The 22,569-nt window shown below is 67.1% G+C and carries 21 protein-coding genes; 13 read left to right on the forward strand and 8 right to left on the reverse strand.

Translation table 11 applies throughout. From position 1 onward, the window contains the following. Nucleotides 1-13: 13 nt before the first annotated feature. The 4 genes from IB227_RS07945 to IB227_RS07960 form a co-directional block, all read right to left on the reverse strand. Nucleotides 14-814 (reverse strand): hypothetical protein, encoded by an 801-nt coding sequence (locus IB227_RS07945; protein ID WP_192286896.1) that lies wholly within the window; start codon nucleotides 812-814, stop codon nucleotides 14-16. A gap of 82 nt (nucleotides 815-896) precedes the next feature. Further along, nucleotides 897-1,709: an NrdJb gene (locus IB227_RS07950; RefSeq protein ID WP_192286897.1), complete on the reverse strand. Its 813-nt coding sequence runs from the start codon at nucleotides 1,707-1,709 to the stop codon at nucleotides 897-899. Between the two features lie 81 nt (nucleotides 1,710-1,790). Continuing rightward, entirely contained in the window at nucleotides 1,791-2,531 is a 741-nt protein-coding gene (locus tag IB227_RS07955) for a hypothetical protein (protein WP_192286898.1), read from the reverse strand. A gap of 144 nt (nucleotides 2,532-2,675) precedes the next feature. Further along, nucleotides 2,676-4,826, reverse strand: a complete 2,151-nt coding sequence (locus IB227_RS07960; protein ID WP_192286899.1) for an adenosylcobalamin-dependent ribonucleoside-diphosphate reductase — start codon at nucleotides 4,824-4,826, stop codon at nucleotides 2,676-2,678. A gap of 463 nt (nucleotides 4,827-5,289) precedes the next feature. Between IB227_RS07960 and IB227_RS07965 the strand changes: the two genes are divergently transcribed. The 9 genes from IB227_RS07965 to IB227_RS08005 all read left to right on the forward strand — a co-directional run bounded on the left by IB227_RS07965 (nucleotide 5,290) and on the right by IB227_RS08005 (nucleotide 13,233). Then, nucleotides 5,290-6,720, forward strand: a complete 1,431-nt coding sequence (locus tag IB227_RS07965) for a Do family serine endopeptidase (RefSeq protein ID WP_192286900.1) — start codon at nucleotides 5,290-5,292, stop codon at nucleotides 6,718-6,720. Nucleotides 6,721-6,843: 123 nt separating this feature from the next. Further along, nucleotides 6,844-7,203: a hypothetical protein gene (locus tag IB227_RS07970; protein WP_132863182.1), complete on the forward strand. Its 360-nt coding sequence runs from the start codon at nucleotides 6,844-6,846 to the stop codon at nucleotides 7,201-7,203. A 5-nt stretch (nucleotides 7,204-7,208) separates the two neighbouring features. Next, nucleotides 7,209-7,694, forward strand: coding sequence for a phage holin family protein (locus IB227_RS07975; RefSeq protein ID WP_132863181.1), 486 nt, complete (start codon nucleotides 7,209-7,211; stop codon nucleotides 7,692-7,694). After that, on the forward strand, nucleotides 7,691-8,134 hold the full coding sequence (locus IB227_RS07980) for a protein sip-5 (RefSeq protein ID WP_192286901.1): 444 nt from the start codon (nucleotides 7,691-7,693) through the stop codon (nucleotides 8,132-8,134). The genes IB227_RS07975 and IB227_RS07980 overlap by 4 nt, the downstream gene beginning before the upstream one ends. A 51-nt stretch (nucleotides 8,135-8,185) precedes the next feature. After that, the gene (locus tag IB227_RS07985; protein WP_192286902.1) at nucleotides 8,186-9,283 is read left to right on the forward strand and encodes an AI-2E family transporter; all 1,098 of its coding nucleotides are present in this window, start codon (nucleotides 8,186-8,188) and stop codon (nucleotides 9,281-9,283) included. Between the two features lie 48 nt (nucleotides 9,284-9,331). Beyond that, the gene (locus IB227_RS07990; protein WP_192286903.1) at nucleotides 9,332-10,039 is read left to right on the forward strand and encodes an HAD family hydrolase; all 708 of its coding nucleotides are present in this window, start codon (nucleotides 9,332-9,334) and stop codon (nucleotides 10,037-10,039) included. A 31-nt stretch (nucleotides 10,040-10,070) separates the two neighbouring features. Beyond that, nucleotides 10,071-11,438 carry a leucyl aminopeptidase family protein gene (locus IB227_RS07995; protein ID WP_192286904.1) on the forward strand — a complete coding sequence of 456 codons (1,368 nt, stop codon included), beginning with the start codon at nucleotides 10,071-10,073 and terminating at the stop codon, nucleotides 11,436-11,438. A 170-nt stretch (nucleotides 11,439-11,608) separates the two neighbouring features. After that, the gene (locus tag IB227_RS08000) at nucleotides 11,609-12,697 is read left to right on the forward strand and encodes a catalase family peroxidase (protein WP_192286905.1); all 1,089 of its coding nucleotides are present in this window, start codon (nucleotides 11,609-11,611) and stop codon (nucleotides 12,695-12,697) included. Next, nucleotides 12,694-13,233, forward strand: a complete 540-nt coding sequence (locus IB227_RS08005) for a cytochrome b/b6 domain-containing protein (RefSeq protein WP_192286906.1) — start codon at nucleotides 12,694-12,696, stop codon at nucleotides 13,231-13,233. The genes IB227_RS08000 and IB227_RS08005 overlap by 4 nt, the downstream gene beginning before the upstream one ends. A gap of 87 nt (nucleotides 13,234-13,320) precedes the next feature. On the opposite strand, the gene IB227_RS08010 is transcribed toward IB227_RS08005, so the two are convergent. From IB227_RS08010 to IB227_RS08025, 4 genes are read right to left on the reverse strand one after another with little or no spacing between them, the layout of a single operon-like run. Beyond that, on the reverse strand, nucleotides 13,321-13,923 hold the full coding sequence (locus tag IB227_RS08010) for a response regulator transcription factor (RefSeq protein ID WP_192286907.1): 603 nt from the start codon (nucleotides 13,921-13,923) through the stop codon (nucleotides 13,321-13,323). Then, nucleotides 13,920-15,122 (reverse strand): sensor histidine kinase, encoded by a 1,203-nt coding sequence (locus tag IB227_RS08015; RefSeq protein ID WP_192286908.1) that lies wholly within the window; start codon nucleotides 15,120-15,122, stop codon nucleotides 13,920-13,922. Before IB227_RS08015 ends, IB227_RS08010 begins: the two co-directional genes overlap by 4 nt. Before the next feature lie 39 nt (nucleotides 15,123-15,161). Continuing rightward, the gene (locus tag IB227_RS08020) at nucleotides 15,162-15,947 is read right to left on the reverse strand and encodes an ABC transporter permease (protein WP_225591625.1); all 786 of its coding nucleotides are present in this window, start codon (nucleotides 15,945-15,947) and stop codon (nucleotides 15,162-15,164) included. Next, nucleotides 15,947-16,852 (reverse strand): ABC transporter ATP-binding protein, encoded by a 906-nt coding sequence (locus IB227_RS08025; RefSeq protein ID WP_192286909.1) that lies wholly within the window; start codon nucleotides 16,850-16,852, stop codon nucleotides 15,947-15,949. The genes IB227_RS08020 and IB227_RS08025 overlap by 1 nt, the downstream gene beginning before the upstream one ends. 206 nt (nucleotides 16,853-17,058) lie before the next feature. Between IB227_RS08025 and IB227_RS08030 the strand changes: the two genes are divergently transcribed. The 4 genes from IB227_RS08030 (at nucleotide 17,059) to IB227_RS08045 (ending at nucleotide 22,475) form a co-directional block, all read left to right on the forward strand. After that, nucleotides 17,059-18,309: an efflux RND transporter periplasmic adaptor subunit gene (locus IB227_RS08030; RefSeq protein WP_132863171.1), complete on the forward strand. Its 1,251-nt coding sequence runs from the start codon at nucleotides 17,059-17,061 to the stop codon at nucleotides 18,307-18,309. A 989-nt stretch (nucleotides 18,310-19,298) separates the two neighbouring features. Beyond that, entirely contained in the window at nucleotides 19,299-19,985 is a 687-nt protein-coding gene (locus IB227_RS08035; protein ID WP_192286910.1) for an ABC transporter ATP-binding protein, read from the forward strand. Between the two features lie 11 nt (nucleotides 19,986-19,996). Further along, nucleotides 19,997-21,157, forward strand: coding sequence for an FtsX-like permease family protein (locus IB227_RS08040; RefSeq protein ID WP_192286911.1), 1,161 nt, complete (start codon nucleotides 19,997-19,999; stop codon nucleotides 21,155-21,157). Nucleotides 21,158-21,167: 10 nt separating this feature from the next. Beyond that, nucleotides 21,168-22,475 (forward strand): ABC transporter permease, encoded by a 1,308-nt coding sequence (locus IB227_RS08045; protein ID WP_192286912.1) that lies wholly within the window; start codon nucleotides 21,168-21,170, stop codon nucleotides 22,473-22,475. The last annotated feature ends 94 nt before the right edge of the window (nucleotides 22,476-22,569 follow it).

Genomic DNA, 22,569 nt, shown 5'->3' on the forward strand with positions numbered 1-22,569 from the left:
TTGACGCCGGTCGCTAGTCATCGTCTCTGAGCAGCCCCCATGCAAATGTGAACGTTGGAGGAAAGAATCTTCCTTGAATTGCTCCTCGGATACCTCCGGCTCCTTCAGCCAGCCCCTGACTGAGCTCATCAGCCTTTGCCGAAAAATCTTGTAGCTCAGCACCGGCATCTTCCACAAGTCGCTCCAAAAGTGCACTTGGGCGATCCAGCTCGTGATTTAGGACGGGGATGTGCATCAGCCCTGATATCGCAATCAAATTCCTCTTTGCCCTCAGAAAGCTCCGATACGTCATCGGATGATTTGTCAATGCATGAACATGCTTTGCATCAAGCGAATAGACATCAATTCCTTTCTGCCGAAGAAAAAGTTGATCGGATCGCATCTCCGCAAAAACCCCAGCTAGAAAAATTGTGCGCCCATCTAGGGCCGCCTTTCCATCATGCGCATCAAGTTGTAGTTGCTCCAAGATCCCAAGTCGCGCCGTCAACCTGTTCATCGCATTGAGCGCGTCCGAGAAGAACTGATCGACCTCAGATAGTGAACTAAGGAGCAGCTCATCCCTCTTTTGCGCCCTCCAGATCGTGAGAGCCCCCATTGAGGCAACAAGTATTCCGATTAACGTAAAGCTTGCGTCTATCGGGATTCTCGATAAGTAGACACCGATAACAGGGAATTTCTCCCCATAGATCACTTGAGCGGCCGCAACGATTGCAACGAGCAAAGAAGCAAAAAAAACAATGCTGACAAATATTTTCCAAACAGTTCTGCACAATGCGAACACTATGATTGGCGTAGCAACAATCCACTTGTTCATCCTGCCCCCGATATAGAAAAAGGCCGGGCCAACCAAAGCACCCGACCTTTTCATTAGCATCTAGTTCTTCACCAACTCAAAATCAACCGCACTTGCTATACCCACAATTCAAGCAGGTCTGGCAGCCATCCATGATCACCAGCGCCTTGGTGCTGCACTTGTGGCACATGCTGGCGCTGGGCGGGAAACTGCCGTTGTCGGCGCTTTCGGCGCTGTCGAGGATTACCAGCTCCTCGCCTTCGCTTTGCGGAAGGGAGGGGGCAAGCGCGGCGCCCTGCGCCGGCGCTGCGGTTACGTCACTGTTTTTTTTTGAGCGCTCTTCGAACTGCTTGCGCTTCTCGGCGATAAGGGCGCGCTGGTGGGCGCTCATTTCCGGGTCGTGCAGCAGGCCGATGGCCTTCATGTGGTCTTCGACGATCGAGCCCAGCTCGGCCACCAGCGACGGCATGTACACGCCGCCGGCCTTGAAGTAGCCGCCCTTCGGGTCGAACACGGCCTTCATCTCGTCAACGATGAAGGTCACGTCGCCGCCCTTGCGGAACACGGCCGACATGATGCGGGTCAGCGCCACGATCCACTGGAAATGCTCCATCGACTTGGAGTTGATGAAGATCTCGAACGGACGGCGCAGTTCGTGCTCGGTGCCCTGGTTGAGCACGATGTCGTTGATGGTCACGTAGAAGGCGTGCTCCACCAGCGGCGACTTGATCTTGTAGGTGCTGCCGATCAGCACTTCCGGGCGCTCGATGCGCTCGTGCATGTGCACGATGTTGTCGGCCGGGGACTCGTCCTGGGGCGTCGCCACCGGTGCGGCCTTGGCGGCGGCTTCGCGCGCTTTGTCGTCCGGAGTGATGACGGAATAGCCCTTGATTTTCTTGTCGATCTTGACGGCCATGGTGCGAGTCCTGGTTATGCGTTGCGTACGGATTACAGCGCCTTCCCCGTCCCGCTCGGGACGGGGGGCGCGGTGCGGCGATTACTTGCGGGTGGCCTTTTTGACGGCCTTCTTCACGGCGGTGGCTTTCTTGGCGACGGTCTTCTTGGCCGAAGCAGCCTTCTTGGCCACAGCCTTCTTGGCAGCGGCGGCCTTCTTGACGACCTTCTTCTCGGTGGCCTTGACCGACTTCTTGACCGCGGCGACCTTCTTGGCGGCCTTCTTCTCGACCTTCTTCACTGCCTTCTTGGCAGCAGCGGTCTTGCCGGTGACGGCCTTGGCAACCTTCTTCTCGGTGGCCTTGACCGACTTCTTCACCGCAGCAGCCTTCTTGCCCACGGCCTTGGCGACCTTCTTCTCGGCAGCCTTGACCGACTTCTTGGCCGAGGCCACCTTGGTGGCGGCCTTCTTCTCGACCTTGGCGATGGCCTTCTTGGTCGCGGCGCGCTTGCCGGCGCCCTTCTTCTTCAGCTCGGCGGCTTCGGCCTGGGCATTGGCCTTGGCGGTCTCCAGCTTCTTGCGCACCGAGCCAACGGTCTTCTTCACTTCCTTCCTGGCGGCGGCGGCCTTCTTGGCGACGACCTTCTCGGCCTTCTTCACGGCCTTCTTGACCTTGGCCACCTGCTTCTTGGCACCGGCCTCGGCCTTCTGCGCGCCGGCCTTGACCGCGGCGACGGCGTCGCTGGCGGTGGCGGCGATCGAGTCGCCCACGTGGACGGCGGTTTCCTTCACGTTCTCGGCCACCTGCGAAACGGTCGCCGTCACACCATTACCATTGCTCATAGAGCCCTCCTCAGGGCATCGGGTCTGTCATGCGGGCGATGCTATATCCAAGCGAATGCAACGGGGAACAAACGCGCAACAACCCGGTGGCGGCGACCACCGTCTGCCGCCCCGCGCCGGAACACGGGGCGACGGCGAAGGCTCTTAGAACTTGCCGTAATAGCCTTCCTTGAGGGCATCGAACAGGTTGGCGGCGGTGTGCATCTCGCCGTCGTACTCGATCTGCTCGTTGCCCTTGACCTCCACCACCTGGCCGTCTTCCAGCTCGAAGCGGTAGGTGGTGTTCTCCAGGTCCGTCTCCTTGACCAGCACGCCCTGGAAGGCGGCCGGGTTGAAGCGGAACGTGGTGCAGCCCTTCAGACCCTGGGCGTGGGCGTAGCGGTAGATGTCCTTGAACTGCTCGTACGGGTAATCGGTCGGTACGTTGGCGGTCTTGGAGATCGAGCTGTCCACCCACTTCTGGGCGGCGGCCTGCACGTCCACGTGCTCCCTGGGCGAGATGTCGTCGGCGCTGATGAAGTACTCCGGCAGTTGCGCGGCGGCGTCATCGCTGAACGGCATGGCCTGCGGGTTGACCAGCGCGCGGTAGGCCAGCAGCTCGAAGGAGAACACGTCCACCTTTTCCTTGGACTTCTTGCCTTCGCGGATCACGTTGCGGCTGTAGTGGTGCGCGAACGAGGGCTCGATGCCGTTGGAGGCGTTGTTGGCCAGCGACAGGCTGATGGTGCCGGTCGGGGCGATGGAACTGTGGTGGGTGAAGCGCGAACCCACCGTGGCCAGTTCCTCCACCAACGCCGGCGCCACCGTGGCCACGCGCTGCATGTAGCGGCTGTAGCGGGCGTGCAGCACCTTGCCGGCGATCTTCTGGCCGACCTTCCAGCCGTCCTTCTTCATTTCCGGGCGCTGGCGCAGCATCGCGGCGGTGACGTCGAACTGCTCGTCCATGATTGGGGCGGCGCCCTTCTCGCGGGCCAGCTCCAGGCCGGTTTCCCAGCCGGCCACGGCCATGTCGCGGGCGATGGCTTCGGTGAACTCGCACGATTCCGGCGAGCCGTACTTCATCCGCAGCATGGTCATGGTGCTGCCCAGGCCCAGGAAGCCCATGCCGTGGCGGCGCTTGCGCATGATCTCGTTGCGCTGCTGCTCCAGCGGCAGGCCGTTGACCTCGACCACGTTGTCCAGCATGCGGGTGAACACGCGCACCACTTCCTTGTACTCGTCCCAGTCGAAGGAGGCCTTGTCGGTGAACGGGTCGCGCACGAACTTGGTCAGGTTGACCGAGCCCAGCAGGCAGGCGCCGTACGGCGGCAGTGGCTGCTCGCCGCACGGGTTGGTGGCGCGGATGTTCTCGCACCACCAGTTGTTGTTCATCTCGTTGACGCGGTCGATCAGGATGAAGCCCGGCTCGGCGTAGTCGTAGGTGGAGACCATGATCATGTCCCACAGGTGGCGGGCGCGGATGTGCCCGTACACCTTGCAGGCCACCAGGCCGTCGTCGCGCACGATGTAGTTCTCGTGGGTCGGCCACTCGCGCCAGACCACGTCGGCGGCGTTCTGGTCGACCTCGGCCTGTTCCTTGATGTTGATCGGGAACACCAGCGGCCAGTCGGCGTCGTTGTTGACCGCGTCCATGAAGCCGTCGGTGATCAGCAGCGACAGGTTGAACTGGCGCAGGCGGCCGTCCTCGCGCTTGGCGCGGATGAAGTCCTTCACGTCCGGGTGCGACACGTCGAAGGTGCCCATCTGCGCGCCGCGACGGCCACCGGCCGAGGACACGGTGAAGCACATCTTGTCGTAGATATCCATGAAGGACATCGGGCCGGAGGTGTAGGCGCCGGCACCGGCGACGAACGCACCGCGCGGACGCAGGGTGCTGAACTCATAGCCGATGCCGCAGCCGGCCTTCAGGGTCAGGCCCGCTTCGTGGACCTTCTCCAGGATGCCGTCCATCGAGTCGGTGATGGTGCCCGAGACGGTGCAGTTGATGGTGCTGGTGGCCGGCTTGTGTTCCTGCGCACCGGCATTGGAGGTGATGCGGCCGGCCGGGATCGCGCCGCGGCGCAGCGCCCAGGCGAAGCGCTCATACCAGTAGGCGCGCTTCTCGTCGGTGGCTTCGGCGTCGGCCAGGGCACGGGCCACGCGCTTGTAGGTGCCATCGATGTCCGCATCCAGCGCTTCGCCTGCCTTGGTCGTGAGGCGGTACTTCTTCTCCCAGATGTCCTGCGAGGCAGGTTGCAGGGGAATCAGGTCCGACTTGGTTTGATTGCTGACCACTTCCAGACGCACCGTACTCATGATTGTGGAAACTCTCCTGGGGCACCTTGCGGTGCGTTTGTTCTTTACCCCGGCGGGCCGGGCTGCAACGACGACGACGCGCAGGCGCGTGCTTACGCGCCTGCTGGCGGGATGGGATCGAGCCGGGGACTGCCGGTGTTCTGCATCACTGTCGCGGTCATTGCACGCCTTCCGTTGGGGTGCTTGCACCCCGAGCACTAACCCTACTGCTTGGGGACGTTTTTCACACCAACCCAACATCTAGTGGCTGATGGCCCGACCAAGCTTACCCACCGCCGGGGTGTTGTCAAACGAAAAATATGCATCTGGACTATTGCAATCCGTGCAGCCCGCACCGGCCCTGCGATTGCGGCGATGCAGAAAATTTCATTGTTGATTTAGGCGCCTGCGGCCACACTCCTGTTCAGCAATCCGTCCCACCCCGGGCCGCCCTCCGGCGCCCCTGCATGGAACCTTCCGGCTTATGCGACCGATCCCGACCCTGCTGACCCTGGCCCTGGCCGCCGCCTTCGGCGGCTTCACCGCCACCGCCATCAACGCCCACCTGGACAACCGCGCCGACGCGGCCACCCCCATCGCCAGCGTGGTACCCGCCACCGCCGCCCTGCCGGCCTCGGTCGCCGGCCAGCCGGTGCCATCGCTGGCGCCCATGCTGGAACAGGCCATGCCGGCGGTGGTCAGCGTCAACACCAAGCAGGTGGTGCGGGTGCGCAACCCGTTCTTCGACGACCCGTTCTTCCGCCGCCTGTTCCCGCAGGTGCCGCAGGAGCGCATCAACGAGTCGCTGGGCTCGGGCGTGATCATCGACGCGGCCAAGGGCCTGGTGCTGACCAACCACCACGTCATCGACAACGCCGACGACGTGCGCGTGACCCTGGCCGACGGCCGCACCGTGCAGGCCGAGTTCATCGGCTCGGACCCGGACACCGACATCGCGCTGATCCGCATCCCGGCCGAGAAGCTCACCGCGCTGCCGCTGGGCAACAGCGACCAGCTGCGCGTGGGTGACTTCGTGGTCGCCATCGGCAACCCGTTCGGCTTCAGCCAGACCGTCACCTCGGGCATCGTCTCGGCGGTGGGCCGCAGCGGCATCCGCGGGCTGGGCTACCAGAACTTCATCCAGACCGACGCCTCGATCAACCCGGGCAACTCCGGCGGCGCGCTGGTCAACCTGGCCGGCCAGCTGGTCGGCATCAACACCGCCAGCTTCAACCCGCAGGGCAGCATGGCCGGCAACATCGGCCTGGGCCTGGCCATTCCGTCCAACCTGGCGCGCGACGTGGTCGAGCAGCTGGTCACCAAGGGCGTGGTGGTGCGCGGCACGCTGGGCGTGGAAACCCAGAACCTGACCCCGCAGATCGCCCAGGGTCTTGGCCTGGCCGAAGCCCGCGGTGCACTGGTCACGCGCGTGCTGGCCGGTTCCGGCGCGGCCGCGGCCGGGCTCAAGGCCGGTGACGTGGTGCTGTCGATCAACGGCCAGCGCGTGGACAACGCGCAGGCGCTGCACAACTTCGAAGGCCTCTCCACGGTCGGCCGCACCGTGGACCTGGACATCCGCCGCGACGGCAAGCCGCTGCAGCTCAAGGCCACGCTGAAGGAACAACCGCGCGCGCTCACCGGCGACATGCTCGACCCGCGCCTGTCCGGCGCCACCTTCGCCGACCTGCCCGAGTCGCTGCGCCAGTCCGGCCTCAACGGCGTGCTGGTCAGTGACGTGGCGCGCGGCAGCCGCGCGGCGCAGTCCGGGCTGGCCAGCGGCGATGTGATCGTGGCCGCCAGCAGCGGCGAGTTCACCGACCTGGCCAGCTGGCGCGCCAGCTTCAGCCCGCGCCCGCAGCAGCTGGTGCTGAGCGTGCGCCGCGGCAACGGGGGCGGCCAGTTGTTGATGCGATGATGCCGGCGTGAGGCCGGTTTGGCCCGGCGTAACGTTCCTTACACCGCAGTACTGTTATTTGTTGCTATCTGCTGCAACCCGCGCGCCGCACGCCGGCGCACCCGCTGAAACCAGGAGATCACGATGAGCCCCACCAATACCGAGAACATGAAGGAACACCTGGGCGAGGCTGGCGCACACCTGAAGTCCGCCGCCGCCGCCGCCGGTTCGGCTGTCAAGGGCGCCACCGGTGCCGCCGCCGACGAACTGCGCCTTGGCAAGGCCAACATGAAGGCCGAGCTGTCCGACAGCGCGCTGTCCGGCCTGGCCGCCGCCGAACTGGGCGGTGCCGCCGCCAAGGAACAGGTCGATGCACTGATGGACAAGGGCAAGGACCTGATCGACAGCGCCGCCGACCTGATCCGCGAGCGTCCGCTGGCCTCCTTCGGCGTGGCCTTCGCCGCCGGCTGGATCATCGCCAAGCTCGCCCGCAGCAACGACTGACCGGCGTGAGCGAAGCCGCAACACCGCCACCGGAAGAACAGCCCACCCCGGATCCCAAGCCGGGGCTGGAAGAAAGCATCCGCCAGGTCGGCGCCGCCGGCCGGCAGACGCTGGATTCGGCGTCGGACACGCTGCGCTCACTGCGACGGTTGGCCTCGGCCGACCTGGCATTGGCCCGCAGCGCGTTCGGCCGGGCGCTGGCCTGGAGCGGCGTGGCGATCGTCTTCGGCGCCTCGGCGTGGCTGCTGCTGGCGGCCACGCTGGTGGCCCTGCTGCAGTACCTGGGGCTGTCGCTGTTCGTCGCGCTGCTGATACCCACCCTGGCCAGCCTCCTCGTCACCGGCTACGCCATCTGGCGGGTGTCCTACTTCTTCCACCACACCGGCATGCACGCCACCCGCCGCCAGCTTTCGCGCATGGGCCTGTTCGACGAGCCCAGCGACGAGGATCCGGATGCCGACGTGAAGGTACCGGGGGAGAACACGCCATGAAGTTCGAAGCCCTGCAGCGTCGCGTGCGCCGCGCCGAAGCCGTGGTGCAGGTCCGCGGCGAGGAGACCACGCAGCGCTGGGATGCACTCAACCAGGCCTGGCGCAGCGCGTGGACGCCGGGCCGCATCGTCGTGGTCGGCCTGGCCGGCGGCTTCCTGGCCGGCAAGCTGGAACCCGGCGGTGCGTTCAGCGGTGCCCGCTGGCTGCAGATGATCGGCTCGGTCTCCGGGCTGGTCGCTTCGGCGCAGGCATCGGTGGCCTCGTTCGCCGCGGCGGCGGCAGGCATGGCCGCCGCGCAGGCGTCCGATGCCGCCGACGAGGCCGAGCAGGCCGCCGACGAAACCGCCGGACCGGCGGCCGCCGAGCCGGCACCGGCCCGCCCGCGCAACGCGGCCCAACCCGGGCCCGCCGAAGCCGCGACGGAGCTGTCAGAATCCTGACCCGGGCCCGGCCTCACGCCGCGCCCTCCCGTCTGCCGGAGCGTCGCCTGCATGTCCGAGCCCCTGTTCGAGCCGTCACCGCAACCGGCGGCACCCGCGCCACTGCCGCCACGCCCGCGTGCCTCCACCGCCCTGGTGGTACTGGCCACGCTGGCCGTCGGCTACACGCTGTGGGCGGCACAGACGGTGATCCTGCCGGTGCTGCTGGCCGCGTTCCTAGCGCTGGTCGGCAACCCCATCATCCGCCTGCTGCAGAAGCTGCGCCTGCCACGCTTCCTGGCCGCGCTGCTGGTGCTGCTGCTCGGCCTGGCCGGCAGCGTGGCGCTGGCGGTGCAGCTGGCCGGGCCGGCTACCGATTGGGTACAGCAGGCCCCGCAGCAGATGCGGCAGATCTCACGCCAGGTACAGGCGCTGGTCAAGCCGGTGCAGCAGGCCAACCAGGCCGCCGAAAGCTTTGCCCGCGCCGCCGGCGGCGAAGGCAACCGCAAGGTGCAGGTGGTCCGCACCCAGCTCGATGACCCGTACAAGGCGCTGGTGCGCACCCCCAAGCTGGCCGCCTCGGCGCTGGCGGTGGTGCTGCTGACGCTGTTCTTCATGATCTACGGGCAGAGCCTGCAGCGGCACGTGATCGACCTGCTGCCCAACCGCCAGCAGAAGCGCTTCACCGCCGACATCCTGCGGTCGATGGAGCGCGAGATCTCGCGCTACGTGCTGACCATCACCGTCATCAACATCGCCCTGGGGCTGGTGCTGTCCGGCGTGCTGATGCTGCTGGGCATCGGCCTGTCCGAGGCACTGCTGTGGGGCACGGTGGCGGCGCTGCTCAACTTCGCCCCCTACGTGGGCCCGCTGATCGGCATCGCGCTGATGCTGCTGGTGGGCTTTGTGATGTTCGACGACCCGCTCACCGCCTGTCTGCCGGCGCTGAGCTACCTGGCCCTGCACACGCTGGAGGGGCAGTTGGTCACGCCCATCGTGCTGGGCCGCAGCATGGCGATCTCGCCGTTGATGCTGATCCTGGCGCTGATGCTGTTCGGCTGGCTGTGGGGCATCGTCGGCCTGCTGCTGGCCGTGCCGCTGCTGGTCTGCGTGAAGCTGGTGCTCAGCCGCGTGGACGGCATGCAGGGCTGGGCCCGGCTGCTCGAATAGCCTGAAGCCGTGAGGGCCAGCGCGGCGGGCTTGCCGTAAAATGGCGCGGTGAACTTTCCTGTCCTAGCCATCACCCTCGACCTGGACGACACACTCTGGCCCTTCGCGCCCATCGGCGCGCGCATCGACCAGGTGCTGCACGACTGGATGCTCGAGCACAGCCCCGCCACCGCAGCGATGTATCCGGTGGCGGCCATGCGCGAACTGCGCGAACGCTCTTTCCGCGACAACCCGCACCTGCACTACGACCTGAGCGCCCTGCGGCGGCTGACCCTGGCCGAAGCGCTGGAGAACAGCGGGGCCAGCCCGGCGCTGCTGGAGCCGGCCTACGAGGCATTCTACGCGGCGCGCAACCAGGTGACCTTCTACCCCGACGCGCTGGAGGCGCTGCGTCGCATCGCCGCGCGCGTGCCGGTGGCAGCGGTCAGCAACGGCAACGCCGACCTGCAGCGCATCGGCATCGGCGAGCTGTTCGCCTTCCAACTGGGCTCGCGCGAGTTCGGCGCGGCCAAGCCGGACCCGGGCATCTTCCACGCGGCCTGCCAGAGGCTGGGCGTGGCGCATGCGCAGGTGCTGCACGTGGGCGACCACGCCGAGATGGACGTGGCCGGCGCGATGCGCGCGGGCCTGCGCGGCTGCTGGATCAACCGCGAAGCACATGCATGGACCCATCAGGAACTGCAGCCAGACCTGCAGTTCGACACCCTGACCGGACTGGCCGACTGGCTGGATGCCAACGCATCCACGCCGCGCTGAGCCGACGGCCGCCATCCGATACGAGACAGACATGACCCCGATCAACGGCTTCACTACCGACACCGCCAACGCCCTGCCGCTGTACGTGCTCGACCGCGACGGCTTCGCCGCATGGGCGGCCACCCAGCCGCCCGCCGTGCAGGCCTGGCTGGCCAGCCAGCAGTTCAACGCCGCGGCCAACAGCGTGGCCCTGTTGCCGGGCAGCAACGGCATCGCCGGCGCGGTGCTGGGCGTGGGCGACCGCGCCGATGCCTATGCCTACGCGCATGGCCCATTCGCGCTGCCGGCCGGCACCACCTGGCAGCTGGCCAATGAACTGGATGCGGCCAGCATCACCACCCTGCAGCTCGGCTGGGGCCTGGGCAGCTACCGCTTCGCACGCTACCGCAAGCCGGCGCGCGCGCCGGCACAGCTGGTCGCCAGCCCCGCGCAGGAAGTGCTGGACGTGGTCACCGCCTGCCTGCGCGTGCGTGACTGGGTCAACACGCCCACCGAGGACATGGGCCCGCAGCAGCTGGAAGACGCCGCGCGCGAACTGGCCGACGCCCACGGCGGCGCGCTGGAAGTGATCGCCGGCGACGAATTGCTGGAAATGAACTTCCCGACCATCCACGCCGTCGGCCGCGCCTCGCACCGGGCGCCGCGCCTGATCGTGCTGCGCTGGGGCAAGGACGATGCGCCGCACCTGGCGCTGGTCGGCAAGGGCGTGTGCTTCGACACCGGCGGGCTGGACCTGAAGCCGGCCGACGGCATGCGCAACATGAAGAAGGACATGGGCGGTGCCGCACATGCACTGGCGCTGGCCGGGCTGGTGATGGCGCAGCAGCTGCCGGTGCGGCTGACGCTGGTGGTGCCGGCGGTGGAGAACGCGGTGGGCCCGGATGCCTTCCGTCCGGGCGAGGTGATCACCACGCGCAAGGGCATCACCGTGGAGATCGACAACACCGACGCCGAAGGCCGCCTGATCCTGTGCGACGCGCTGACCTACGCCAGCGAGCAGCAGCCGGAGGCGATCATCGATTTCGCCACGCTCACCGGTGCGGCCCGCATCGCGCTGGGCCCGGACCTGCCGGCGCTGTTCTCCAACAACGACACGCTGGCCAACCAGTGGCTGCAGGCCGGCGACGCCACCCGCGACCCGCTGTGGCGCATGCCGCTGTGGCGCCCGTACCTGCGCTACCTCAACAGCGGCATCGCCGACCTGGCCAATTCCGGCTCGCGCATGGCCGGCTCGGTCACCGCCGCGTTGTACCTGGAGCGCTTCATCAACGACGGCCAGGTCTGGGCGCACCTGGACGTGTACGCCTGGAACGACGGCGAACGCCCGGGCCGTCCGGCCGGCGGCGAAGCCCTGGCCCTGCGTTCGGCCTGGGCGATGCTGAAGGCGCGCTACGCCTGAGCTGGAGCCGGGCATTCCCCGGCCTTCGGTTGAAGCCACGGATCCCCGCCTCGGCGGGGATTCGTCGTTTCGGCAAATGTTGGCGAAAAAGTGAATATTCGCCCGACGGATTTTCTGACAGCATCCCTGCGTCGCCCACCCACACGCATCGTGAAGGCAGGAACCCCGTCATGTCGCTTTTCGGCAATACCCGCGCCGCCCGTTCGCCGCTGCCATGGATCGCGCTGATCGCGTTGATCGTCGGCCTGCTGGCACTGGCCTTCGCCTGGCTGGCCGGCTGGATCGGCCGCGACCGCGCCACCGCCCAGGCCTTCACTGACAGCATCGAAGCCACCGGGCCGGCGCATCCGGGCTTCCGCCGTGCGCATGCCAAGGGCATGTGCGTGCAAGGCACCTTCCAGGGCACGCCGGAAGGCGCGGCACTGAGTTCGGCCCGCGTGTTCGCGCAACCGCAGGTGCCGGTGCTGGGCCGCCTGTCGATCGGCGGTGGTGACCCGCACGGCGCCGACGCCAACGCGCGCGTTCGCAGCATGGCGCTGCAGCTGATCAGCGATGACGGGCAGGAATGGCGCACGGCGATGAACAGCTTCCCGTTCTTCGCCGTGCCCACGCCCGAGGCCTTCCTCGAACAGACCCGTGCCGGCATCCCCGATCAGGCCACCGGCAAACCGGACCCGGCGAAGATGGCCGCGGTGCAGGCGAAGTACCCGTCGGCACGTGCGTTCGGGCAGTGGGCCAGGACCGCGCCGTGGTCCAACAGCTGGGCCAACACCGACTACAACGGGGTCAACAGCTTCCGCTTCATCGCCGCCGACGGCAGCGAGCACTTCGTGCGCTGGAGCATGCGCCCACAGGCACCGTTCGTGGAGATGACGCCGGAACAACGCGCGCAGGCCGGGCTGGATTACCTGGCCGACGAATTCCAGCAACGGCTGGCGCTGGGCCCGGTGCGCTGGGACATGTGGGTGACCCTGGCCGAGGCCGGCGACCCGGTCGATGATCCCTCGCAGGTGTGGCCCGGGCAGCGCCGCCAGGTCAAGGTCGGCACGCTCAGCCTGACCTCGATGCAGGCGCAGGCCGACGGCGCCTGCCGCGACCTCAACTACGACCCGTTGATCCTGCCGCGTGGCATCAAGGGTTCCGATGACCCGATTCTGGCCGCGCGCTCAGCGGTGTATTCGCAGTCATTCAACCGCCGCGAGCGCGAGATCGCCGGCGGCAAGGCAACCGACGCCACCGGCAAGGAAGGTGCACGATGAGCCGCGACGCAGGCCACTTCAACCTCACTGCCCGCGTTCTGCACTGGCTGATGGCGGCGATGATCCTGACCATGCTGTTCGTCGGCGTGAGCATGGTCGCCTCGCTGCACTGGCGCCCGGTGCTGATCGACCTGCACCGCCCGCTCGGCATCGCGATCCTGCTGCTGGCACTGGTGCGCCTGTACAACCGCCTGCGCCACCGGCCGCCACCGCTGCCGGCTGACCTGCCGGCGTGGCAGGCCGCCGCCGCACATGCGTCGCATTGGCTGTTGTACGGGTTGATGCTGGCGATGCCGTTGATCGGCTGGTCGATGCTGTCGGCGGGCGGTTACCCGATCGTGATGTGGTCGGGCCTGAACCTGCCACCGATCGCCCCGCACGATCCGGCCCTGTACGCCGCGTTGCGCAACGCGCACAGCCTGCTGGCCTACGTGTTGTTCGCCACCGTGCTCGGGCATCTGTCGGCGGCGCTGTTCCACCTGTGGGTGCGCCGCGACGGCGTGTTCCAGGCGATGGCGCGCGGCAAGCCGCATTGAATCTCGTAGGGGCGGCCTTGGTCGCGAAGCCAGTGTCGTCGGATGACGCAGGCATTCCCGGCTTCGCGGCCGAAGCCGCTCCTGCGGTTACAGCCAGCCTTTCTGGCGGGCCAGGCGATGGGCCTCTATGCGGTTGGCCACGCCCAGCTTGCCGATGCATTCGGACAGGTAGTTGCGCACGGTGCCGTGTGACAGGCCAAGCTGCTCGGCGATCTCGTTGGCCGAACGGCCTTCGCCGGCCAACCGCAGCACCTGGCGTTCGCGGTCATTGAGCGGGTCCGCCTCGGACCACGCTTCCATCGCCAGTTGCGGATCGATCGCACGGCCACCGCGCTGCACCTGCCGCAAGGCCTCGGCCAACTTTTCGGCCGGCGAATCCTTCAGCAGGTAGCCCTGCACCCCGGCATCCAGCGCGCGCCGCAGGAAACCACTGCGCGCGAAGGTGGTGACGATCACCACTTTCACCGGCAGCTGGTGGCGCTGCACGCGCTGGGCCAGTTCCAGCCCGGTGAGGTTGGGCATCTCGATGTCGGTGACGAGCACGTCGGGGGCAAGCCGCTGCAGTTCGCGCCAGGCCACTTCGCCATCGGCGGCCGCGCCGACCACTTCCAGGTCGGCTTCCAGGTTGAGCAGCGCCGACAACGCACCGCGCACCATCGCCTGGTCCTCGGCCAACAGGATGCGGATCATGCGCGTGCTCCGTCGGGCAGGGGGTTGTCGTGCCGCGTGGCAAGCGCCGCATGGTCGATGGAGGCCGTGGTCACGCCGTTGACGGGGATGCGCACCTCCAGCCGCGTGCCGTGCGAGCGTGGCGAATCAATCGCCAGCGTGCCGCCCATGGCTTCCACCCGCTCGCGCATGCCGGCGAGCCCGTTGCCGTTGGCCGAGACGCCGCCGCGCCCGTCGTCCACCACTTCCAGCACCACCGCATTGCCCTCGCTGCGCACCGCGATCATGGCCTCGTTGGCCTGGGCATGGCGCGCGATGTTGGTGACCGCTTCGCGCAGGATCATCGCCAGCCCGGATTCGATCCATGCCGGCATCGCCGGCGGCGGGCTGTAACGCAGGTGTACCCGCGAGGATTCCAGCAGCAGGTGCGCCGATGCCAGCTCGGCAGCGAGGTCGGCGGCGCGGAAGCCGGTCACCGCGCTGCGCACCTGCGCCAGCGCGTCGCGGGCGATCTGCTCGGCTTCGGCCAGCTCGATGCGCGAGCGCTCCGCATCACGGTCGAACAGCTTGCGCGACAGCTCCAGCTTCAGGGTGATCAGCGACAGGGTGTGCCCCAGCAGGTCGTGCAGGTCGCGGCCGATGCGCTCGCGTTCGGCGGTGGCCGCCAGGCGCCGTACTTCCTCGTGCGACAACCGCAGCGCCGCATCCTTCTCCTGGCCGGAACGCTCACCGCTGACGATCAGGCCGATGATGATCGACAACACCGGCACCCACGCGATCGCCTGCCACGGGTAGCCGATCCACGAGGTCTGCGCCACGAACACCGCGTTCAACGCCAGCAGCTCGACCAGGTAGCGCGTGGTGGAGATGCAGCGGTTGATGCGCAACCCCACGCAACCGAACACGAAGTAGCTGATGGCCGAGGGATACACGCCCAGCAGCGAGATCCCCAGCACCACCATGCCGATGGCGAAGATCGCCACGTGACGGCGCGAGGACAACAGGGTCATCACGTACAGCAGCACGAACACCGGGTAGGACGCCAACGTGATCCCTGCCCAGCGCCACGTGTAGCCGCCGGCGAACAACGGCGTGATGAACACCCACACCGTCCACAGCAGGTGGATCGCATCCAGCCATGGCCACCGGCCGATCTTGATGTTGTCGGCCACCACCGAATCCGGTGCCGGTCTGAGCCAGGCGGGCAGGGTGCGGGACATCAGCGGGTGACTCCGGTTGCAGTGCGGCCCATGATGCCATCAGCCATAACGGCGCAGGCGCCAGGCGGCCAGGGTGGCCACCACCACGGTGAACAGGCCCAGCCACGCCGCATGCGGCCATGCGCTGCCCGTATCGAAGCCGATGGCCGACTGGGCCAGCATGTTCAGGTGGTGGCTGGGCCAGACCGGGGCGAGGCTGCGCAGGACCGGCGGCAGCATCGACAACGGGAACCACAGCCCCGACAGCAACGCCATCGGCAGGTACAGCAGGTTGACCAGTGCCGGCGCGGCATCCCCTTTCACCCACGTGCCCATCAGCAGGCCCAGCGCGCAGAACGGCAACGCGCCGAGCACGCAGCTCAGCGTCAGGCGCAGCATCTGCACCGGCGCCAGTGACACGCCGGCGACCAGCACCGCCAGCACCTGCAGCAGCACCACGATCGCCAGCGCCATCAGCATGGCCATGGTCATCTTGCCGAGCAGATACGCCGCCGGGGGCATCGGCAGCGCACGCTTGAGCGTGAGCAGCCCATTGCCGCGCTCCAGCGCCAGCGACACCCCGAAGCCGAACAGCCCCGGCGCCATCACCCCGAAGGTGGCATAGGTGCCGAGCAGGAAGCGCGGCCCATCGGCACCCCGGCCCAGACCCAGCACCACGGCGAACATCAGGTAGAAGGTGGCCGGGAACAGCATCGTCGGCAGCACGAAGCCCGGGCTGCGCAGGTAACGCAGGCATTCGGCCCGTGCCTCCTGCAGGTAGGCGCCGAGCACGCGGCGGCCGGACATGCGGGCGCCTGCCAGGAGCGCGGAGGAAGTGGTGTTCATCAGGCGGCCTGCGGTTGGGGATCGGTGAGATCGCGGAAGGCTTCTTCCAGGCCGGCCGGCTTGACCTCCAGCGCGGACAGGTCCGGGTCGGCGGCCAGCAGCCGTCGCACCACCGCCTCCACCTGGTCGCAGGCCAGGTGCAGGCGCTCCCCGTCACGCTGCGCCTGGCGCACGCCCGGCCAGCGACGTACCTGGGCGACGTCCAGCCGTGACTGGCACCGCACCGCGCGGACCAGCACGCGGGCGCGCAGCGCATCCACGCTGCCATCGCTGACCACCCGGCCGCGCAGCATCACGCAGATGCGGTCGGCCAGCCGCTCGGCCTCTTCCAGGTAATGCGTGGTGAGCACCATGGCGGTGCCCTCGCCCACCAGCGTGCGCACCGTGTCCCACAGCTGCTGGCGCGCCGGCACGTCCAGGCCGACGGTGGGTTCGTCCAGGAACAGCAGGCGCGGCCGGCCGCAGATGGCCAACGCGAACTGCACCCGCCGTTGCTGGCCGCCGGAGAGCCTGCCGTAAGGACGGCGCAACAGGTCTTCGATGCCGGCCAACGCGGCACTGTCGGCCAGTGGCCGCGGTGCCGGGTAGTAGCTGGCTGACAGCCGCAGCAGTTCCTGCACGGTGAGCGTTTCCGGCAGCGCCGCGTCCTGCAGCATCACGCCGATGCGGCGACGTGCCGACAGCTGCTGCGGGTGCTCCCCGAACAGGGTGACCTGGCCGGCATCGGCCCGCAGCAGGCCCAGCAACAGGCCGATGGTGGTGGTCTTGCCGGCGCCATTGGGCCCGAGCAGGGCCAGCACCTGCCCGGCATGCAGGTCCAGGTCCACGCCCTCCAACGCCGCCAACGTGCCGTAGCGCTTGTACACGCCACGCAGGCTGGCCAGTACCTCGTTGCCCTGCGTCATCGCGATCCGCTCCTGGTGGGAATGGCGCCACGTTAGGCGCGGCATCGGCCTGGCAGCAGTCACGCCGGTCAGGCAAAGCGGGTGACACCCGTCACCTGCGCGGCCCCCGGCGCCTGTCTAGAATCGGCCACATGCCACGACGCACCGGTCGTGGTGGTTTGGGGTACCTTCGGTCACATTTCCCGCCACGCGCCGTCCTTTCCTACATGAATGCCTCCGCTGAACTGCTGAAAGAACTCCGCATCGACCGCTCGGCCGCCCCGCCGCCGCGCGGCCCTTCCCCGTCCCGCCGCTGGCTGTGGGTAGTGATCGGGCTGGTCCTGGTGCTGCTGGCGGCACTGGCCGTGGGCATGCTCGCCCGCGGCAAGCCGGCCGCGACGGTGGAGACCGCGCCGGTGGTGGCGATGAGCCAGGGCGGCGGCAGCAATGCCGTGCTGGATGCCAGCGGCTACGTCGTGGCCCGGCGCATGGCCACCGTCTCGGCCAAGATCACCGGCAAGGTGCGCGAGGTGATGATCGAGGAAGGCATGCGGGTGGAGGAAGGCCAGGTGATGGCCACCCTGGACCCCATCGACGCCAACGCTCAGCGCAGCCTCAACGCCGCGCAGCTGGACGCGGCGCGCAGCCAGATCGGCGGCCTGCAGGCGCAGCTGCGCCAGGCCGATGCCGAGGCCACGCGCCTGCAGGCATTGGTCGGCCAGCAGCTGGTGTCGCGCTCGCAGTACGACCAGGCCGTCGCCGCCCGCGACAGCCTGCGCGCGCAGCTGCTGACCGCCCAGCACAACGCCAAGGTGGCGGTGGATGCATTGGCCATCGCCGACCTGGGCGTGGACAACAACATCGTGCGTGCGCCATTCACCGGCGTGGTCACCGCCAAGGCCGCGCAGCCGGGCGAGATCGTCTCGCCGCTGTCGGCCGGTGGCGGCTTCACCCGCACCGGCATCGGCACCATCGTCGACATGGATTCACTGGAGGTGGAGGTCGAGGTGGGCGAGGCCTTCATCGGCCGCGTGCAGCCGAAGATGCCGGTGGAGACGGTGCTCAACGCCTACCAGGACTGGAAGATCCCCGGCGAGGTGATCGCCATCATCCCGACCGCCGACCGTGGCAAGGCAACGGTGAAGGTGCGCGTGGCGCTGGGCGTGAAGGACCCGCGCATCGTGCCGGAGATGGGCGTGCGGGTGAGTTTCCTGGAGAAGGCGGCACCGGCCGATGCGCAGGCCCCGAAGGGCGTCCGCGTGCCGGCCACGGCCATCACGCAGCGCGACGGCAAGCCGGTGGCATTCGTGTTGCAGGCCGACGACAAGGTGCAGCAGCAGGTGCTGCAGGTCGGCGAAGCCCTGAACAAGGACAAGCAGGTGTTGGCCGGCCTGAGTGCCGGCCAGACGGTGGTGGTGAACCCGCCGGACACCCTGAAGGATGGCGACAAGGTGGCATTGGATGGCGCGCAGAAGTAAGCAGGCGGCGCGACGCTGATGTCATGTAGCACATGGCAGTAACCAAGCGCGGTAAAGCCAGCTGCTGTTGATCGCATAGTTGCTTCGGTTGTTGCAGTTGTTGTTGCAGTTGCTTCTTCCCCTGCGCGAAGCGTAGGGAAGGGCCAGGGAGGGGTGTCGTTGCTTTGGCTTTGGCTTTGGCTTTGGCTTTGGCTGTTGCTGTTGCCCTACCCGGGCCCCTTCCGCAGCGACGGAGCTGACGGAGAGGACCCCGCAGGGGCGGCGTGCATGGATGCACGTCGTTTTTCGACGGGACAGGGATGTCCCGTCGAAAAATCCCGGCAGCGTAGTGGACCTGTAGCGCGCAGCGCGGAAGGCGCGTAGGCAGGGTGTGCTTTCTTTGCGCCAGGTTTCTTTGCACAAGCAAAGAAAGGTGGCTCGCGCCCCTATGGGGCACGAAAGCTGTTGCTGTTGCTTGTGCTCCTAGAGCAACAGCAAGGTCAAGAGCTTTCACTCCCCTTCGGGGAGCGAGTTACTTTTCTTTGCTTGTGCAAAGAAAAGCTAACCAAAAGAAAGCACACCCTGCCTCCGCGCCCACGCCGCTACGCGACGCGGGTCCACTCCGCCGGCAGGATTTTTCGACGGGACATCCCTGTCCCGTCGAAAAACGACGCACATCCCTGTGCGTCGCCCCATTCGGGGTCTTGTCTGCCAGCTCCGTCGCTGCGGAAGGGAACCCGGCACGGCAACAGCAACAACCAAAGCCAAAGCAACGGCACCCCTCCCTGGCCCTCCCCTTGCCTTTGGCAAAGGGAGGGGAAGAAGCAACGGCAACTGCAACGGCAACTGCAACAGCTGCCCTCACCCCTGCCCCTCTCCCGCAGGACGGGAGAGGGGATGCCAATCACCATCGCTGACCCAACCCGCTCCACTGCTGCCTACATCCGCTCCGCTGCTGCCCACATCCACTTCACTGCTGCCGACGCCCACTCCACCGCTGAGGACCACCCATGAGCACCCTCGTCTCCCTGCGCAACATCACCAAGACCTACCAGCGTGGACCGGAAAAGGTACAGGTCCTGCACGGCATCGACCTGGACATCGAACGCGGGGACTTCGTCGCCCTGATGGGACCGTCCGGCTCCGGCAAGACCACCCTGCTCAACCTCATCGGCGGCCTGGATACCCCCAGCGGCGGCGAGATCAACATCGAAGACCAGCGCATCGACCGGCTCAGCGCCGGACAACTGTCCACCTGGCGCAGCCACCACGTCGGCTTCGTGTTCCAGTTCTATAACCTCATGCCCATGCTCACCGCGCAGAAGAACGTGGAACTGCCGCTGCTGCTGACCAACCTCAGCGCTGCCGACCGCAAGCGTCGCGCGCAGATCGCGCTCACCCTGGTCGGCCTGGCCGAACGCCGTGACCACCGCCCCAACGAACTGTCCGGCGGCCAGCAGCAGCGCGTGGCCATCGCCCGTGCCATCGTCTCCGACCCCACCTTCCTGATCTGCGACGAACCCACCGGTGACCTCGACCGCCAGAGCGCGGAGGAAGTGCTGGGCCTGCTGCAGCTGCTCAACCGCGAACACGGCAAGACCATCATCATGGTCACCCACGACCCCAAGGCCGCCGATTACGCCACCCACACCGTGCATCTGGACAAGGGCGAGCTGGTCGACGCCCCCGTGCACTGAGGAGCGCGACCATGAAGTATTTTTCACTGGTATGGGCGCAGCTGTTCCGCAGCCGCACACGCACGTTGTTCACGCTGCTCTCCATCGTTACGGCCTTTCTGCTGTTCGGCATGCTGGATTCGGTGCGCGTGGCCTTCAACAGCGGCGGCAGCAGCGTGGCCGGCGCCAATCGCCTGATTGTCTCCTCGCGTTTGTCGATCACCCAGTCCCTTCCCATCCGCCTGGAATCACAGATCCGTCAGGTGGAAGGCGTGCGCGACATCACCTACGGCATGTGGTTCGGCGGCATCTATCAGGATCCGAAGAACTTCTTCGCCAACTTCTCGGTGGCGCCGAACTATTTCGACGTCTATAGCGAATTCGAGATCCCCAAGGCACAGCTGGAAGCCTTCCGCACTACCCGCACCGGCGCCATCGTCGGTGAAACGCTGGCCAAGGAGTTCGGCTGGAAGATCGGCGACACGATCCCGTTGCAGGCCACCATCTTCCCGCGTGGCGGCAGCAATGACTGGCCGCTGCAGATGGTGGGGACGTTCCGCTCCAAGGACCGTGCCGTAGCCAACAACGAGGAACGCCAGTTGATGATGAACTGGAAGTACTTCGACGAATCCAACGACTACATCAAGAACCAGGTCAGCTGGTACACGGTGACGCTGGACAACCCGGATCAGGCTTCACGGGTCGCGCAGGCCATTGATGCGATCTCGGCCAACTCCGACCACGAAACCAAGAGCCAGTCCGAATCGGCGTTCCAGCAGGCTTTCGTCAAGCAGTTCGCCGACATCGGCATGATCGTCACCTCGATCATGGGCGCGGTGTTCTTCACCCTGCTGCTGCTCACCGGCAACACGATGGCGCAGGCGGTGCGCGAGCGCATCCCGGAACTGGCGGTGCTGAAGACGCTGGGCTTCAAGGACGGCACGGTGCTGATGCTGGTCATGGTGGAAGCGGTGCTGCTGGTCGGTCTTGGTGGCGTCATCGGGCTGGGCCTGGCCGCGCTGGTATTGCCAGGCATGGCCACACAGGCACGCGGAATGCTGCCGCCGCAGGTTCCACTGCAGACCTGGGCGATGGGGGCGGTCCTGATCGTGGTGATCGGGCTGGTGGTGGGCGTGTTGCCGGCACTGCGTGCCAAGCGCCTGAAGATCGTCGACGCATTGGCCGGGCGCTGAGGAGAACGACATGAAGAACTTTCTTTCCAATGCGCTGGTGATCGTGCTGCTGGCCGCCGGCCTGGGCATCTGGATCGCCCTGCCTTGGGTGGGCGTGGCGGTGCTGGTGGTGGTCATCGCCCTGTGGCTGGTGCTGACCCGCAGCGGCCGCCTGGCGCTGGCGGCGACCCGGATCGGGTTGGCCAGCCTGCCGCAGCGCTGGGGGGCGTCGTCGGTGATCGTGATCGGCATCGCCGGCGTGGTCGGCGTGCTGGTGGCGATGCTCGCCATGGGCCAGGGCTTCCAGGCAACGCTGGAGAGCACGGGCGATGACAGCACCGCCATCGTGCTGCGTGGCGGCTCGCAGGCCGAGACCAACTCGGTCATCACCCGCGAGCAGGTGCCGCTGCTGGAAACCCTGCCCGGCGTGGCGCGCGGTGACAACGGCCGTCCGCTGGTGTCGCCGGAGCTTTCGCAGGTGGTCAACCTGACCTCGCGCAGCGACGGCACCGACGTCAACGCGCAGTTCCGTGGCGTCGGCGAGCAGGCCTGGGCGGTGCACGACAAGGTGCACATCGTCGAGGGCCGTGCGTTCGGCACCGGCCTGCGCGAGATCGTCGCCGGCCGCGGGGCGCAGAAGCAGTTCCAGGGACTGGAGGTGGGCAAGACGCTCACGCTCGGCAACCAGGCATGGACGGTGGTGGGCATCTTCGAGTCCGGCGACTCGCACGAGTCCGAGTTGTGGACCGACGCGCAGACGCTAGCCAGTACCTACGACCGCAGTGCGTGGCAGTCGATCAGCATACGGACCGACGGCAAGCAGGGCTTCGAGGCGTTCAAGGCCGCGGTGGCCGCAGACCCGCGACTGAAACTGGATGTGGAAACCACCGCCGAGTACTACCGCAAGCAGGGCGGCGGCCTGAACAAGCTGCTCAAGGTGCTGGGCACGGTGATCGGCGCGATCATGGCGGTGGGCGCGGTGTTTGGCGCGCTCAACACCATGTACGCGGCGGTGGCCACGCGCGCACGGGAGATCGCCACGCTGCGTGCGATCGGTTTCCGCGGCGTACCGGTGGTGACCGCGGTGATGCTGGAAACCATGCTGCTGGCCCTGCTCGGCGGCCTGCTCGGCGGGGTGATCGCCTGGCTGGCCTTCAACAACTTCACCGTGTCCACGCTGGGCAGCAACTTCAGCCAGGTGGTGTTCCAGTTCAAGGTCTCCCCGCCACTGTTGTGGAGCGGCCTGAAGTGGGCGCTGGGCATTGGCCTGGTGGGTGGCCTGTTCCCGGCGCTGCGTGCGGCACGCCTGCCGATCACCACCGCGCTGCGCGAGACCTGAGCCGCGCCGGCACGACAACCCGTCTGCCCGATGAACGCCCACCCGCCACCACGGCAGGTGGGCATGGCGGAAACCCGCCCTTCACGCATCCATC

The sequence above is a fragment of the Stenotrophomonas sp. STM01 genome (assembly GCF_014852135.1).
GTDB classification, from domain to species: domain Bacteria; phylum Pseudomonadota; class Gammaproteobacteria; order Xanthomonadales; family Xanthomonadaceae; genus Stenotrophomonas; species Stenotrophomonas capsici.

Excerpts from the sequence above, each read along its gene's own strand:
- IB227_RS07945 (WP_192286896.1), bottom strand. The coding sequence starts at position 814 with ATGAACAAGTGGATTGTTGCTACGCCAATCATAGTGTTCGCATTGTGC.
- IB227_RS07950 (WP_192286897.1), bottom strand. The coding sequence starts at position 1,709 with ATGGCCGTCAAGATCGACAAGAAAATCAAGGGCTATTCCGTCATCACT.
- IB227_RS07955 (WP_192286898.1), bottom strand. The coding sequence starts at position 2,531 with ATGAGCAATGGTAATGGTGTGACGGCGACCGTTTCGCAGGTGGCCGAG.
- IB227_RS07960 (WP_192286899.1), bottom strand. The coding sequence starts at position 4,826 with ATGAGTACGGTGCGTCTGGAAGTGGTCAGCAATCAAACCAAGTCGGAC.
- IB227_RS07965 (WP_192286900.1), top strand. The coding sequence starts at position 5,290 with ATGCGACCGATCCCGACCCTGCTGACCCTGGCCCTGGCCGCCGCCTTC.
- IB227_RS07970 (WP_132863182.1), top strand. The coding sequence starts at position 6,844 with ATGAGCCCCACCAATACCGAGAACATGAAGGAACACCTGGGCGAGGCT.
- IB227_RS07980 (WP_192286901.1), top strand. The coding sequence starts at position 7,691 with ATGAAGTTCGAAGCCCTGCAGCGTCGCGTGCGCCGCGCCGAAGCCGTG.
- IB227_RS07985 (WP_192286902.1), top strand. The coding sequence starts at position 8,186 with ATGTCCGAGCCCCTGTTCGAGCCGTCACCGCAACCGGCGGCACCCGCG.
- IB227_RS07995 (WP_192286904.1), top strand. The coding sequence starts at position 10,071 with ATGACCCCGATCAACGGCTTCACTACCGACACCGCCAACGCCCTGCCG.
- IB227_RS08000 (WP_192286905.1), top strand. The coding sequence starts at position 11,609 with ATGTCGCTTTTCGGCAATACCCGCGCCGCCCGTTCGCCGCTGCCATGG.
- IB227_RS08005 (WP_192286906.1), top strand. The coding sequence starts at position 12,694 with ATGAGCCGCGACGCAGGCCACTTCAACCTCACTGCCCGCGTTCTGCAC.
- IB227_RS08010 (WP_192286907.1), bottom strand. The coding sequence starts at position 13,923 with ATGATCCGCATCCTGTTGGCCGAGGACCAGGCGATGGTGCGCGGTGCG.
- IB227_RS08015 (WP_192286908.1), bottom strand. The coding sequence starts at position 15,122 with ATGTCCCGCACCCTGCCCGCCTGGCTCAGACCGGCACCGGATTCGGTG.
- IB227_RS08020 (WP_225591625.1), bottom strand. The coding sequence starts at position 15,947 with ATGAACACCACTTCCTCCGCGCTCCTGGCAGGCGCCCGCATGTCCGGC.
- IB227_RS08025 (WP_192286909.1), bottom strand. The coding sequence starts at position 16,852 with ATGACGCAGGGCAACGAGGTACTGGCCAGCCTGCGTGGCGTGTACAAG.
- IB227_RS08030 (WP_132863171.1), top strand. The coding sequence starts at position 17,059 with ATGAATGCCTCCGCTGAACTGCTGAAAGAACTCCGCATCGACCGCTCG.
- IB227_RS08035 (WP_192286910.1), top strand. The coding sequence starts at position 19,299 with ATGAGCACCCTCGTCTCCCTGCGCAACATCACCAAGACCTACCAGCGT.
- IB227_RS08040 (WP_192286911.1), top strand. The coding sequence starts at position 19,997 with ATGAAGTATTTTTCACTGGTATGGGCGCAGCTGTTCCGCAGCCGCACA.
- IB227_RS08045 (WP_192286912.1), top strand. The coding sequence starts at position 21,168 with ATGAAGAACTTTCTTTCCAATGCGCTGGTGATCGTGCTGCTGGCCGCC.